Source organism: Kitasatospora arboriphila (genome assembly GCF_039528095.1).
Taxonomy (GTDB): domain Bacteria; phylum Actinomycetota; class Actinomycetes; order Streptomycetales; family Streptomycetaceae; genus Kitasatospora; species Kitasatospora arboriphila.
This window is the reverse complement of the sequence record NZ_BAAALD010000012.1, coordinates 39231-52585: the sequence shown is the minus strand read 5'-3', so window position 1 is coordinate 52585 and position 13355 is coordinate 39231. Positions and strand designations below refer to the sequence as shown.

The window sequence follows — 13355 nt, the reverse complement described above, 5'->3', positions numbered from 1 at the left end:
CGTCGACCACTGGTGGTCAGTTTCCTTTCACGCGTGACTGGTCCGTGGGATCCCGGTGGGGATCACACGTCCAGGAAGCGGACGTCCTTGGCGTTGCGCTGGATGAAGGAGCGGCGGGCCTCGACGTCCTCGCCCATCAGGACGGAGAACAGGTCGTCGGCCCGGGCGGCGTCCTCCAGGGTCACCTGCAGCAGCAGGCGGTGCGCCGGGTCCATGGTGGTGATCCGCAGCTCCTCGGCGTTCATCTCGCCGAGACCCTTGAAGCGCTGGATGGCGTCGTCCTTGGGCAGGCGCCGGCCGGCCTCGACGCCGGCCGCGATCACGGCGTCGCGCTCGCGGTCGGAGTAGGCGTACTCGAAGTCGTCCTTGCCCCACTTGATCTTGTACAGCGGGGGCATCGCCAGGTACACGTACCCGGCCTCGACCAGCGGCCGCATGAAGCGGAACAGCAGGGTGAGCAGCAGGGTGCGGATGTGCTGGCCGTCGACGTCGGCGTCGGCCATCAGGACGATCTTGTGGTACCGCAGCTTCTCGGCGTCGTAGTCCTCCTGGATGCCGCAGCCGAAGGCCGAGATCAGCGCCTGGACCTCGGTGTTCTGCAGCACCTTGTCGATCCGCGCCTTCTCGACGTTGAGGATCTTGCCGCGGATCGGGAGGATCGCCTGGGTGCGGGGGTCGCGGCCCTGCTTGGCCGAGCCGCCGGCCGAGTCGCCCTCGACGATGAAGATCTCGCACTCCGCCGCGTCCTTGGACTGGCAGTCGGAGAGCTTGCCCGGCAGCGAGGCGGTCTCCAGCAGGCCCTTGCGGCGCGTCAGGTCGCGGGCCTTGCGGGCGGCGACCCGGGCGCTGGCGGCCTGGATGGACTTGCGGATGATGTCCGCGGCCTCGTTGGGGTTGCGGTCCAGCCAGTCGGCGAGGTGCTCGTTGACGACCTTCTGCACGAAGGTCTTGGCCTCGGTGTTGCCGAGCTTGTCCTTGGTCTGGCCCTCGAACTGCGGCTCGCCGAGCTTGACCGAGATGATCGCGGTCAGACCCTCGCGGATGTCCTCGCCGGAGAGGTTGTCGTCCTTCTCGCGGAGCAGCTTCTTGTCGCGGGCGTACCGGTTCATCAGACCGGTCAGCGCGGCGCGGAAGCCCTCCTCGTGGGTGCCGCCGCCGTGGGTGTGGATGGTGTTGGCGAAGGAGTACACGCCCTCGCTGTACGAGGCGTTCCACTGCATGGCGACCTCGACGGAGATCGTCCGGTCCTTGTCCTCGGCCTCGAAGGAGATGACCGAGGGGTGGACGACCTCGCCCTTGCGGGAGTTGAGGTGCGCGACGAAGTCGGCGATGCCGCCGTCGTAGCGGTAGGTGACGGAGAGCGGGTTGCCCTCGTCGTCGGAGTGCTCGGGGCGCTCGTCGGTCAGCGAGATGGTCAGGCCCTTGTTGAGGAAGGCCATCTCCTGGAAGCGGCGGGAGAGCGTCTCGAAGGAGTAGACGGTGGTCTCGAAGATGTCGCCGTCGGCCCAGAACGTGACGCTGGTGCCGGTGCGCTCGGTGGCCTCGTGCCGGTCGAGCGGCGCGGTCGGCGCACCCATCTTGTAGTCCTGGGTCCAGCGGTGGCCGTCGGTGTGGATCTCGACCGCCAGACGCGTCGACAGCGCGTTGACGACCGAGACGCCGACGCCGTGCAGACCGCCGGAGACGGCGTAGCCGCCGCCGCCGAACTTGCCGCCCGCGTGCAGCACGGTGAGGACGACCTCGACGGCGGGCTTCTCCTGCCCCGGCACGATGCCGACGGGGATGCCGCGGCCGTTGTCGACGACCCGGACGGCACCGTCGGCCAGGATCGTCACGCCGATGGTGTCCGCGTGCCCGGCCAGTGCCTCGTCGACGGAGTTGTCCACGACCTCGTAGACGAGGTGGTGCAGGCCGCGCTCACCGGTCGAGCCGATGTACATGCCCGGGCGCTTGCGGACGGCGTCCAGACCCTCCAGCACCTGGATGGCGTTGGCGTCGTAGGACTTCCCGGTCGCGGGGTCGATGGATTCATTGGTCTGGCTGGGATTGCCGGAATCGGCCACGAAGCGCCCTCTCTGGCACAGCGCGGGCCGCACCCCGCCCCTTCGTCGGGCGGGTCTGCGACCACGGCGTTTCGACTCGGTTGCTGCGAGCAACAGCGTTTGCTCTTCAGTCTACCGGTACGACTGACAGAGACGGGCGTTTGGCAGCCCCTGAGGGCAGATGTGCCGCCCTGAATCCCCTCCGCACATGTCCCGATACTCGCCAGGGGGGCTCAGGGCCCCTGGACGGGCCGCCAGCCGTTCCGGATCCGTTCACTCCGGGTGATGCCGTCAGCCCCAGGTGTCGCCCGGCCCGCGGCTACCCGGCGCACGCAGCCGGCCGTAGCCGCGCTTGGGGGCGTCCGGCCCCAGAACCTTGATCACCCGTACCGTGCCGTGCCCCAGCTCGTGGTTCAAGCGAGCCACCAACTGCCGCGCCAGAAGCCGCAGTTGGGTGGCCCATGCGGTGGAGTCGCACTGCACGGTGAGCACCGCCGCGGCCTCCTCGAACTGCTTGGGCACACAGTGCGCCGCGATGTCCGGTCCGACGATCTGCGGCCAGCGGCCCATCACCCCGCCGACCGCCGCAGGCGCCTCCCAACCCCGCTCCGTGATCAGACGGTTCAGCGCGGCCCCCAGCGGAACCGGATCGCGGCCGTCCGCCCGCGCCCCGCTGCGCAGCCCGTGCCGCTTAGCCTCGCGCTTCTCCCGGACCTGCTCGCCGCGCCGGCGCGCCTGCTCCTTGGCCGCCCGCAGCGCCACCCGGGCCAGGTCGACCCCGGACGGATCGGCCTGCCCGGCCCCCTGCGGCGGCGTCTCGCCCATGCGCGGCTCTCCCTCGTCGCGGCAACACTGAGCCTTCCAGGGTACGCACCGGCCCGCCTACGAGGACGCGCGCGGGCCCGCCCGCACGCCCGGGAGGGCCCGGAACTAGGGGTCGAGCCGGGCCACCGTGCCCTCGGAGACGGCGTAGCGCGCGCCGGTCAGGGCCTTCGGGACGTCCTCCGGGACGGCCGCGGTCACCAGCACCTGCTCGCCGCCGGCCACCAGCTCCGCCAACCGGTCGCGGCGCCGCGCGTCCAGCTCGGCGAAGACGTCGTCCAGGATCAGCACCGGCTCGCCGCCGTCCGCCTTCAACAACTCGTACGAGGCCAGCCGCAGCGCCAGCGCGAACGACCAGGACTCGCCGTGGCTGGCGTACCCCTTGGCCGGCAGCGGGCCGAGCCGCAGCACCAGCTCGTCCCGGTGCGGACCGACCAGGGTCAGCCCCCGGTCGACCTCCTGCTTGCGCATCTCCTGCAGCGCGGCGAGCAACTGCTCCTCCGCCTGCTCCCGGCTGGTGGGCAGCGCCCCCTCGAAGGAGCTGCGGTACTCCAGCACCGTCTCGCCGCCGCCCGGCGCGAGCTGCCGGTACGCCTGGGCGACCAGCGGCTGCAGCGCACCGACCAGTTGCAGCCGGAAGGCGGTCAGCTCCGCGCCGGCCCGGGCCAGGTGGCCGTCCCAGATCTCCAGGGTGGAGAGGTCCGCGCCCTTGCCGCCGCCCGCCCGGCGGGCCATCGCCGCCGTCTTCAGCAGGGCGTTGCGCTGCTTCAGCACCCGCTCGTAGTCCTGCCGGACCCCGGCGAGCCGGGGGGCGCGTGCGGTCAGCAGCTCGTCCAGGAAGCGTCGCCGCTCCCCCGGGTCGCCCTTCACCAGGGCGAGGTCCTCGGGGGCGAACAGCACCGTCCGCAGCAGCCCCAGCACGTCGCGCGGCCGGACGTTGTCCGAGCGGTTGATCCGCGCCCGGTTGGCCTTGCCCGGGGTGATCTCCAGTTCGACCAGGGTGGGCCGCTGCTCGCGCACGATCGAACAGCGGACGACCGCCCGCTCGGCCCCCAGCCGGATCAACGGGGCGTCGGTGGCCACCCGGTGGCTGCCGAGCGTCGCCACGTAGCCGACCGCCTCGACGAGGTTGGTCTTGCCCTGGCCGTTGGGCCCCACGAACGCGGTGACGCCCGGGTCGAGGGGCACCTCGACCCGGGCGTAGGAACGGAAGTCGGCGAGCGACAGATGCGCGACATGCATGGTGGTGGACTGCGCCCGCCTTCCGTGGACTACTTCGACTCGACCGCGTGGCCGCCGAACTGGTTGCGCAGGGCGGCGATCATCTTCATCTGCGGCGAGTCCTCCTGCCGCGAGGCGAAGCGGGCGAACAGCGAGGCGGTGATCGCCGGCAGCGGCACCGCGTGGTCGATCGCGGCCTCGACCGTCCAGCGGCCCTCGCCGGAGTCCGCCGCCCAGCCCTTGAGCTTGGCGAGGTGCTCGTCGTCGTCCAGCGCCCGGACGGCCAGGTCCAGCAGCCAGGAGCGGATGACCGTGCCCTCCTGCCAGGAGCGGAAGACCTCGCGCACGTCGGTGACCTCGGGGGCCGCCTCCAGCAGCTCCCAGCCCTCGGCGAAGGCCTGCATCATCGCGTACTCGATGCCGTTGTGGACCATCTTCGCGAAGTGGCCGGCGCCGGCCTTGCCCGCGTGCACCGAGCCGAAGTCGCCCTCGGGCTTCAGCGCGTCGAAGATCGGCTTGACCCGCTCGACGTGCTCGGCGTCGCCGCCGTACATGAGCGCGTAGCCGTTCTCCAGGCCCCAGACACCGCCGGAGACGCCGCAGTCGACGAAGCCGATGCCCTTGGCGGCCAGCAGCTCGGCGTGCTTGACGTCGTCCGTCCAGCGGGAGTTGCCGCCGTCGACCACCACGTCACCGGGCGCGAGGAGCTCCGCGAGCTGCTCCACCGTCTCCTGGGTCGGACCGCCGGCCGGCACCATCACCCACACCACGCGCGGGCCGTGCAGCTTCTCGATGAGCTCCTGGAGGCTGTCGACGTCCGCGAGGTCCGGGTTCCGGTCGAAGCCGATGACGGTGTGGCCGGCGCGGCGGATGCGCTCGCGCATGTTGCCGCCCATCTTGCCGAGACCGATGAGGCCGAGCTCCATGACAAGTCCTTCACTGTGGTTTCGTGCCGAGACGGCGGCGCCGTTGCCGCGCTGCCCTGAGCCTACGCCGCCCAGGGGCGAGGCCCCGCCGGTCGCAGCCGACCGGGCGAGGCCTCGTCGTCCACAGGGTGTGGACCGGCTGCGCCCGCCTGTGGACGGCGGGCGCAGCGGTCAGCCGGAGAGCCGGACCGGCATGATCAGGTACTGGTACGCCTCGTCCGCCTCGGCGTCCACCGCGGGCTTGCCGCTGAGCAGCGCCGGCTTGGTCGGCGTGGTGAAGCTCAGCTGGGCGAAGGCGGAGTCGATGGCCTTGAGGCCCTCCTCCAGGTAGCCCGGGTTGAACGCGATCGAGATGTCGTCGCCCTCGAGGTCGGCGTCGATCCGCTCGGTGGCCTGCGCGTCGTCGCCGGAGCCGGCCTCCAGCGTCAGCACGCCCTGCTCGAAGCTGAGCCGGACCGGGGTGTTGCGCTCGGCCACCAGGGAGACGCGCTTGAGCGCCTCCAGGAACGGCTGGGTCTGGATCGCGGCGACGGCCGAGAACTCCGTCGGGAACAGGCTGCGGAACTTCGGGAACTCGCCCTCCAGCAGCCGGGTGGTGGTGCGGCGGCCGGCGCCCTCGAAGCCGATCAGGCCCTCGCCCGCACCGCCGGAGGCGAGCGCGATGGAGACCGTGTCGCCGCTGCCGAGGGACTTGGCGATGTCCTGCAGGGTCTTGGCGGGCACCAGGGCGACCGCGCTGATGTCCGGCTGCTCGGGCTTCCACAGCAGCTCGCGGACGGCGAAGCGGTACCGGTCGGTGGCGGCCAGGGTGATCCGGTCGCCCTCGATCTCGACCCGGACGCCGGTCAGCACCGGGAGGGTGTCGTCCCGCCCGGCGGCGACGGCGGCCTGGCTGACGGCGGAGGCGAAGACGTCGCCGGAGACCGTGCCGGTGGCGGTCGGCATCGCCGGCAGGGCCGGGTACTCGTCGACCGGGAGGGTCGGCAGGGTGAACCGGGAGCTGCCGCAGACCACGCTGACCCGCATGCCGTCGGTGGAGATCTCCACCGGCCGGTTCGGCAGGTTGCGGGAGATGTCGTTGAGCAGGCGGCCGGAGACCAGGACGGTGCCGGCCTCCTCGACGTCCGCCTCCAGCTCGACCCTGGCCGAGACCTCGTAGTCGAAGCCGGAGAGGGCCAGGGAGCCCTCCTGGGCCGTCAGCAGCAGGCCGGCCAGCACCGGCACCGGCGGCCGCGCCGGGAGGCTGCGAGCAGCCCAGGCCACCGCCTCCGCGAGGACATCACGCTCCACCCGGAACTTCACCGGTAACCGCCTCCTGGCTCACTGCTGTGCGCTGCGCGCTCGATCGTCTCGGTGCACTGGGCCGCCCGGCGCAACCGCGCGGCTTCCAGTTGCCGAGGACAGTCTGACGTACTCCACCGACAGACGGAGCAGATGGGCGGAAGCAACCCGAACAGGTGTCGGGATCGCGTTGTCCACAGATTTCGGCCCGCCCCCCTGTTGATCAAGCTCAGGGGTCTCTATGTGTAGTGGTAGTAGTAGGGCCTGTGGAAACCGTGGATAACCCTGTTTCCACAGGTCAGGGCCGATATTTTGTCCACAGTCGCTGTGGACGGCCGCTGTGGACAACCGGGCCCCGCTGTGGACAACCGAGAGTTACCCACAGGGCACGCTGAGTATCCACAGGTTATCCCCAGGACTGTCCCCAGATGATGCCCCGGTTATCCACGGGTGTCGAGCAACATCACGTGACGCCTTTCACACCTGGGGGTGAACATCTGCGCCGAGTTGTCGAACTGTGGATACAGCTGTGGAGAACCTGGGGAAAACCGTCGACTCCCTGGGGACAACCGGTGGACAACCTGATCGGCCGACTGGCGGAGCGTCAACTTTCCACACCCTGTGGATAACCGTTGTGCACAAGTCCACAGCCACCTGACCTGCAGGGAAGAGCGTAGCCCGGATGCCCCTGTGGACGAATTCTGGATAACTCGGCGCCCCGGCCCCTGTGGACGGGGGAAAACCCGGCCGTCCTGTGGATTGCAGCGCCCCGCGGCCGCCCCGTTCGAATTTCTGGACGCGCGTTCCATTCGGCGCATTTCCCGCCCCTCGCGCCGTCCGGTGGATGCTGCCCCGGCGCGGCGGCGTCCACACCTGCCGTACGACCCCGTCCGGCGCCCGTGCCGGGCCGGCCCCGGGGACGGCGAGGGCCCCGCCGACGGTGCGTCGACGGGGCCCTGGAACGCCCGGCTGTCGCCCCGCGGGGCGACTCGGGGGATCAGCTCTTGATGCGGTTGGTCAGCTCGGTGACCTGGTTGTAGATCGACCGGCGCTCGGCCATCAGCGAGCGGATCTTCCGGTCTGCGTGCATCACCGTGGTGTGGTCGCGCCCGCCGAACTGCGCGCCGATCTTCGGCAGCGAAAGGTCCGTCAGCTCGCGGCAGAGGTACATGGCGATCTGGCGCGCCGTCACCAGCACCCGGCTGCGGGAGGATCCGCAGAGGTCGTCGACGCCGAGGCCGAAGTAGGCGGCCGTCTGCTGCATGATCACCTGCGCGGTGATCTCCGGCCCGGCGTCCTCGTCGCCGCCCGGGATCAGGTCCTTGAGGACGATCCCGGCCAGCTCCAGGTCGACCGGGGCCCGGTTGAGGTTGGCGAAGGCCGTGACCCGGATCAGCGCGCCCTCCAGCTCGCGGATGTTCCGGGTGATCCGGGAGGCGATGAACTCCAGCACGTCGGCCGGGGCGTTCAGCTGCTCCTGGATCGCCTTCTTGCGCAGGATCGCGATCCGGGTCTCCAGCTCCGGCGGGGTGACGTCGGTGATCAGCCCCCACTCGAAGCGGTTGCGCAGCCGGTCCTCCATCGTGATCAGCTGCTTGGGCGGCCGGTCGGACGACAGCACGATCTGCTTGTTGGCGTTGTGCAGGGTGTTGAAGGTGTGGAAGAACTCCTCCTGCGTGGACTCCTTGCTCGCCAGGAACTGGACGTCGTCCACCAGCAGGATGTCCATGTCCCGGTACCGCTTGCGGAACGCGTCCGCCTTGCCGTCCCGGATCGAGTTGATGAACTCGTTGGTGAACTCCTCGGAGCTCACGTACCGCACCCGCGTGCCGGGGAAGAGGCTGCGCGAGTAGTGGCCGATGGCGTGCAGCAGGTGCGTCTTGCCGAGGCCGGACTCGCCGTAGATGAACAGCGGGTTGTAGGCCTTCGCGGGTGCCTCGGCCACGGCGACCGCGGCCGCGTGCGCGAAGCGGTTGCTCGCGCCGATAACGAAGGTGTCGAAGAGGTACTTGGGGTTCAGCCGGGCCGGCTCGTCCTTGCGGGCGCCGCCGGCCGGCGGCGCCCCGGGCGGCGGTGCACAACGCCCGCATCGGCAGCCGCCTCCCCGGGCCGGCCGGCGGGGCCCCGGGCGGCGCCGGCCCGCCGGGCGCCGGGGTGCGCTCGGGCAGGGCCGGGGGGCCCGGGGCCGGGGCGACGGGCAGCCGGGCGGCACCGCGGCGCGAGCCGCCGCCGGCCCGCGGCCTGGCCTCGGACGGGTCCGGCCCCAGCACCCCGCCGAACAGGTCGCCCTGCGCGGGGGTGGCGGTCGGCAGCCCCTTCGGCCGGGGCGGCTCGGGCTGCCGCTCGGCGGCGGGCGGAGGCGCCTGCTCGTAGTCGGGGCGGTCCCACTCGGCGGGGGCGGCGGGGCGCTCGCCCCAGGGCCGCTGCTCCTCGGCGTACGGGGCCGGTACCTGCTCGTAGCGTGGGGCGTCGTACCGGTCGGGCCGCTCCGGCTGCTCGTACGGGCGCTCGGGCTGCTGCTCGTACGGCCGGGGCTGGTCGTAGGACGGGGGTGCGTAGCGCTCGGGCTCGCCGTGGTACGGGCGCTCGGACCACTCCTGGCCGGGCTGCGGGCGCGGCGGCTCGGCCTGCTGCGGCTCGGGGGCGGGGGTCGGCAGCGCGTTGGCGTCCACCATCACGGCGATCCGGACGGGCCGGGCGAACTCGTAGGTGAGCGCCTCGGTGAGCTGGGGGAGGAGACGACCCTCCAGCACCTGCTTGGCCCGCTCGTTGGGGGCCGCCAGCAGGGCGGTGTCGTGCATCATCCACATCGGCTGGGTGCGCCGCAGCCACATCTTGTCGCTGTCCCCGACCCCGGCGTCGTTGACCAGCCGCTCGACGACCTTCGCCCAGAGCGGGACGAGATCGCTGTTGACATCAGCCACTGGTGCACGCTTTCTCGTTCCCCGCGGTGGGGGGCTCAGGGGGACTCGGGGTGCCGGTCCGATCGATGAACAAACCCGACAAGTCCTGCAACGGTAGTCAGCGGGCAGAGCTGATTCAAGTTGTTGTCCACAGGCTGTGGGCGACGGGCGGCGGGGCTGCCGGTTTGACCCTCCGGGGCGGTGCCGCGTACCGTAACCAGGTCGAGTTGTCGATGGCCGCTGCCGCATGCCCGCGGGTCCACCCGCTTCCACAAGGCGCGCAGCACGGGCGCCGTGGATGGCCCCAACCCCAGCAGACCTGGGCCGTTGGGGTGGATTTCCCGTCGAAGGGGAGATCGCGCGGACGCACGGTGACGGCCAAGCGACGTCCCGTCATCCTACGATTCACCTCAGGAGCCCCCGAGTGAGCAAGCGCACCTTCCAGCCGAACAACCGCCGTCGCGCCAAGACCCACGGCTTCCGGCTCCGGATGCGTACCCGCGCCGGCCGCGCCATCCTGGCCGCTCGCCGTGGCAAGGGCCGCGCCAGCCTGTCCGCCTGATCCGGCGCACGGGTTCTGATCGTGCTGCCCTCCGAGAATCGGCTGCGGCGGCGCCAGGACTTCTCGACCGCGGTGAAACGCGGTCGCCGGGCCGGTAAGCCCCTGCTGGTCGTCCACCTCGACAGAGAGGGTGGCCGGCCGGGGCCGACGGACCGGGAAAGCGACTGCGGCCCGCACGCCGCCGAGGGGCTTCCTTCGGCGCGTGCGGGTTTCGTCGTGAGCAAGGCCGTGGGATCCGCGGTCGTGCGCAATCTCGTGAAGCGTCGCCTTCGTCACCTCGTCCGTGAGCGTCTGCCCCGGCTGCCCGCAGGTAGCCTGATAGTGGTACGCGCGTTGCCCCAGGCGGGGTCGGCGTCGTACATCGATCTCGAACACGACCTGGACGCGGCGCTGCGGCGGTTGCTCCGGGCGGAGCCGACCGGCAGTGCGCCGACGGGAGCAGGGCGATGAAGTACCTGCTGATGGGGCTGATCAGGCTCTACCAGTGGACGATCAGTCCGCTGCTCGGGCCGGTGTGCCGTTACTACCCCTCGTGCTCGCACTACGGGTACGAGGCGGTGCGCCAGCACGGTGCGATCAAGGGGAGCGGTCTGACCGCATGGCGCATCCTGCGCTGCAACCCCTGGTCGCCGGGTGGGGTCGACCATGTGCCACCGCGCAAGCACCCGGTGTGGCACCGCCGGGTCCGCAATCTGCTGAGCCCGAAGAGTGGGACCGCCGGGCCGGAGCCGGTGGCCAATCCTGATGTCCAAGGAGCCTGACCGGTGACGTTCTCCTTCCTTAGCCCCCTCTACACAGCGGTGTCCTGGATCATCGTCCAGTTCCACTCGCTGTACAGCCACGTCTTCGATCCGGACGGCGGCTGGGCCTGGGGTCTGTCCATCGTCTCGATGGTGGTCGTCATCCGGATCTGCCTGATCCCGCTCTTCGTGAAGCAGATCAAGGCGACCCGCGCCATGCAGGCGATCCAGCCGAAGATGAAGGCCATCCAGGAGCGCTACAAGAACGACCGGCAGCGCCAGTCCGAAGAGATGATGAAGCTCTACAAGGAGGCGGGTACCAACCCCTTCTCGAGCTGTCTCCCGATCCTGGTGCAGGCCCCGTTCTTCACGGCCCTCTACGGAGTGCTGGCCTCGGTGGCCGCCGACAAGACGATCGGCGTCATCAACGAGCAGCTGCTGGACAGCGCCAAGCAGGCGCACATCTTCGGCGCCCCGCTCTCGGCGACCTTCCTGGGCAGCAGCGAGCTGAGCGTCAAGATCGTCGTCGCGGTGATGATCGTCCTGATGTCGCTGTCGCAGTTCGTCACCCAGCGCCAGCTGATGACCAAGAACGTCGACCTGACGATCAAGACGCCGTTCATGCAGCAGCAGAAGATGCTCATGTACGTCTTCCCGATCATTTTCGCCGTGATGGGCATCAACTTCCCGGTCGGTGTCCTGGTCTACTGGCTGACCACCAACGTCTGGTCGATGGGCCAGCAGCTGATCGTCATCCGCAACAACCCGACGCCGGGCTCCAAGGCCTTCGCCGAGCGCCAGGCCCGTCTGAAGAAGGCCGGCCGGCTCAACCCGGACGGCTCCGCCCGCAAGGCCCCCTGGCTGGCCGCGCTGACGGGTGGCAACAAGCAGCCCGCGGCGACCGCCGAGGCCGTGGTGGCCGAGACCGTCCAGGTCCGTCGCCAGCAGCCGCGCAAGCAGAGCAAGGCGCAGCGCCAGCAGACCGCCGGCCACCAGGCGCAGACGACGACCGGCGAGCACGCCGAGGAGCACGTCGCCGACGAGCCGGTGGCGCTGTCCAAGCAGGACGACGCCGTCCCGGCCGGTCACTCCGCGGCCAAGCAGCCCGCCGGCAAGACCGGTCCGCGCCAGCAGCCGAAGCGCGGCGGCCAGGGCGGCGGCCAGCGGCCGAAGAAGAAGTCCTGACCGGCCGACGCCGGTCGACGCGGACCCAGATCTTCCCTCTCGGCCCCACCCGAGGGCCCATCCCCGAAGGAGTCCATCAGTGACGGAAGGCACCACCTCCGCCGTCGAGGTCGAGGCAGGCGCGGAGTCCGGCGAGAGCGTCGTCGCGCGGCTGGAGCGCGAGGGCGACATCGCCGCCGACTACCTGGAGGGTCTGCTGGACATCGCGGACCTGGACGGCGACATCGACATGGACGTCGAGGGCGACCGGGCGCTGGTCTCGATCGTCAGCGACGGCACCGACCGGGCGCTGCAGCGGCTGGTCGGCCAGGACGGCGAGGTGCTGGAGGCGCTGCAGGAGCTGACCCGCCTGGCGGTGCACCGGGAGACCGGCGAGCGCAGCCGTCTGATGCTGGACATCGCGGGCTTCCGGGCCCGCAAGCGGGCCGAGCTGGCCACGCTCGGCGCCGAGGCGGCCGAGAAGGCGAAGTCCACCGGCGAGCAGGTCAAGCTCCGCCCGATGACCCCCTTCGAGCGCAAGGTGGTGCACGACGCGGTCGCGGCCGCCGGTCTGCGCAGCGAGTCGGAGGGCGAGGAGCCCCAGCGGTGCGTGGTCGTGCTTCCGAGCTGACCCCGTGCCCTGTCGAGCGACCCCGTCCGCCGCGTGCGGGCGGGGTCGTCGTTCCTTCGAGGGTGGTTCGTACGGCCCGGTTTGCGTGCGGGGCGGGTGTCCGCGTGAGGATGGTGCCTGATGTGGGGTGGATACGGTGAGCGGAGAGGCTGACATGGAGACGGACGGCGTGGCGACCGAGGGCGGCCCGTCGGAGGGCGCACCCGGTCGGGGCACCCCGGTGGAGGACGCCGCTGCCGGCGTTCCGGCCCCCGGTGCGGGGCCCGGCGAGCCGCCGGCGGCCGCGGCGGGCATCTTCGGGGACCGGCTGCCGGTCGCGGTGCGGTACACCGAGCTGCTCGCGACGTCCGGGGTGCAGCGCGGGCTGATCGGTCCGCGCGAGGTGCCGCGGCTGTGGGACCGCCACGTGCTGAACTGCGCCGTGCTGGCGGAGCTGCTGCCGGCCAACGCCTCGCTCTGCGACGTCGGCTCCGGGGCCGGCCTGCCGGGCATCCCGGTGGCGATGGCCCGGCCGGACGTCTCGGTCACCCTGCTGGAGCCGTTGCTGCGGCGCACCACCTTCCTGGAGGAGGTGGTCCGCGAGCTCGGTCTGGAGAACGTGACGGTGCTGCGCGGCCGGGCCGAGGAGATGGTCGGCAAGGTCGCGGTGGACATCGTCACGGCCCGGGCGGTGGCCCCGCTGGACCGGCTGGCCGGCTGGGGGATGCCGCTGCTGCGGCCGTACGGCCAGATGCTGGCGCTGAAGGGCGACACCGCGGAGCAGGAGATCGAGGACTCGCGGTCCGCGCTCACCAAGCTGGGTGCGGAGCGCTGGTCGGTGATCTCGGTGGGCGAGGGCACGCTGGAGACCTCGACCCGGGTGGTCCGGGTGGAGGCGGGCGAGAGCCCCGGCGGTGTGAGGGCGGCCACTCGGCGGGCCAAGGCGGCCCGGGCCGGCCGCGGCGCCAAGGACGGCGGCCGCGGGGGTGCGCGCCGCCGGCGCTGATCGACCGGTTCCGGAAGTGCCGGGAGCGGGTGGCCGTCGGGCCGCCCGCTCCTCGCGTTTGTGCAGGCCGGAGGCGGT

The 13355-nt window shown here is 71.3% G+C and carries 11 protein-coding genes and 1 pseudogene; 6 read left to right on the top strand and 6 right to left on the bottom strand.

Annotated features, from left to right (window positions below):
• Window positions 1–62: 62 nt before the first annotated feature.
• The 6 genes and pseudogenes from gyrB to dnaA all read right to left on the bottom strand — a co-directional run.
• On the bottom strand, window positions 63–2063 hold the full coding sequence (gene gyrB, locus ABD353_RS09370) for a DNA topoisomerase (ATP-hydrolyzing) subunit B (protein WP_344623018.1): 2001 nt from the start codon (window positions 2061–2063) through the stop codon (window positions 63–65).
• Window positions 2064–2333: 270 nt separating this feature from the next.
• Window positions 2334–2867 (bottom strand): DciA family protein, encoded by a 534-nt coding sequence (locus tag ABD353_RS09365; protein WP_344623017.1) that lies wholly within the window; start codon window positions 2865–2867, stop codon window positions 2334–2336.
• A 105-nt stretch (window positions 2868–2972) separates the two neighbouring features.
• On the bottom strand, window positions 2973–4106 hold the full coding sequence (gene recF, locus ABD353_RS09360) for a DNA replication/repair protein RecF (RefSeq protein ID WP_344623016.1): 1134 nt from the start codon (window positions 4104–4106) through the stop codon (window positions 2973–2975).
• Between the two features lie 29 nt (window positions 4107–4135).
• On the bottom strand, window positions 4136–5011 hold the full coding sequence (gene gnd, locus ABD353_RS09355) for a phosphogluconate dehydrogenase (NAD(+)-dependent, decarboxylating) (protein ID WP_344623015.1): 876 nt from the start codon (window positions 5009–5011) through the stop codon (window positions 4136–4138).
• Window positions 5012–5182: 171 nt separating this feature from the next.
• Window positions 5183–6313 (bottom strand): DNA polymerase III subunit beta, encoded by a 1131-nt coding sequence (dnaN, locus tag ABD353_RS09350; RefSeq protein ID WP_030270114.1) that lies wholly within the window; start codon window positions 6311–6313, stop codon window positions 5183–5185.
• Between the two features lie 976 nt (window positions 6314–7289).
• Window positions 7290–8873 (bottom strand): annotated as a pseudogene (dnaA, locus tag ABD353_RS09345) (chromosomal replication initiator protein DnaA); the annotation flags it as partial.
• 746 nt (window positions 8874–9619) lie between these two features.
• Between dnaA and rpmH the strand changes: the two are divergent.
• The 6 genes from rpmH (at window position 9620) to rsmG (ending at window position 13277) form a co-directional block, all read left to right on the top strand.
• Window positions 9620–9757 carry a 50S ribosomal protein L34 gene (rpmH, locus tag ABD353_RS09340; protein WP_030059672.1) on the top strand — a complete coding sequence of 46 codons (138 nt, stop codon included), beginning with the start codon at window positions 9620–9622 and terminating at the stop codon, window positions 9755–9757.
• A gap of 21 nt (window positions 9758–9778) precedes the next feature.
• Window positions 9779–10207 (top strand): ribonuclease P protein component, encoded by a 429-nt coding sequence (rnpA, locus tag ABD353_RS09335; RefSeq protein WP_344623014.1) that lies wholly within the window; start codon window positions 9779–9781, stop codon window positions 10205–10207.
• Window positions 10204–10518, top strand: a complete 315-nt coding sequence (gene yidD / locus ABD353_RS09330) for a membrane protein insertion efficiency factor YidD (RefSeq protein WP_344623013.1) — start codon at window positions 10204–10206, stop codon at window positions 10516–10518. Before rnpA ends, yidD begins: the two co-directional genes overlap by 4 nt.
• Window positions 10519–10521: 3 nt before the next feature.
• The gene (yidC, locus tag ABD353_RS09325; RefSeq protein WP_344623012.1) at window positions 10522–11682 is read left to right on the top strand and encodes a membrane protein insertase YidC; all 1161 of its coding nucleotides are present in this window, start codon (window positions 10522–10524) and stop codon (window positions 11680–11682) included.
• A gap of 79 nt (window positions 11683–11761) precedes the next feature.
• A complete protein-coding gene (locus ABD353_RS09320) occupies window positions 11762–12292 on the top strand; it encodes a Jag family protein (protein ID WP_425555108.1) in 531 nt (176 codons plus the stop codon).
• A gap of 220 nt (window positions 12293–12512) precedes the next feature.
• Window positions 12513–13277: a 16S rRNA (guanine(527)-N(7))-methyltransferase RsmG gene (rsmG, locus tag ABD353_RS09315; RefSeq protein ID WP_425555113.1), complete on the top strand. Its 765-nt coding sequence runs from the start codon at window positions 12513–12515 to the stop codon at window positions 13275–13277.
• Window positions 13278–13355: the final 78 nt, after the last annotated feature.

Bases quoted from the DNA above. Each gene is read 5' to 3' on its own strand.
- gnd (WP_344623015.1), bottom strand. From the start codon at position 5,011: ATGGAGCTCGGCCTCATCGGTCTCGGCAAGATGGGCGGCAACATGCGC.
- ABD353_RS09365 (WP_344623017.1), bottom strand. From the start codon at position 2,867: ATGGGCGAGACGCCGCCGCAGGGGGCCGGGCAGGCCGATCCGTCCGGG.
- yidD (WP_344623013.1), top strand. From the start codon at position 10,204: ATGAAGTACCTGCTGATGGGGCTGATCAGGCTCTACCAGTGGACGATC.
- recF (WP_344623016.1), bottom strand. From the start codon at position 4,106: ATGCATGTCGCGCATCTGTCGCTCGCCGACTTCCGTTCCTACGCCCGG.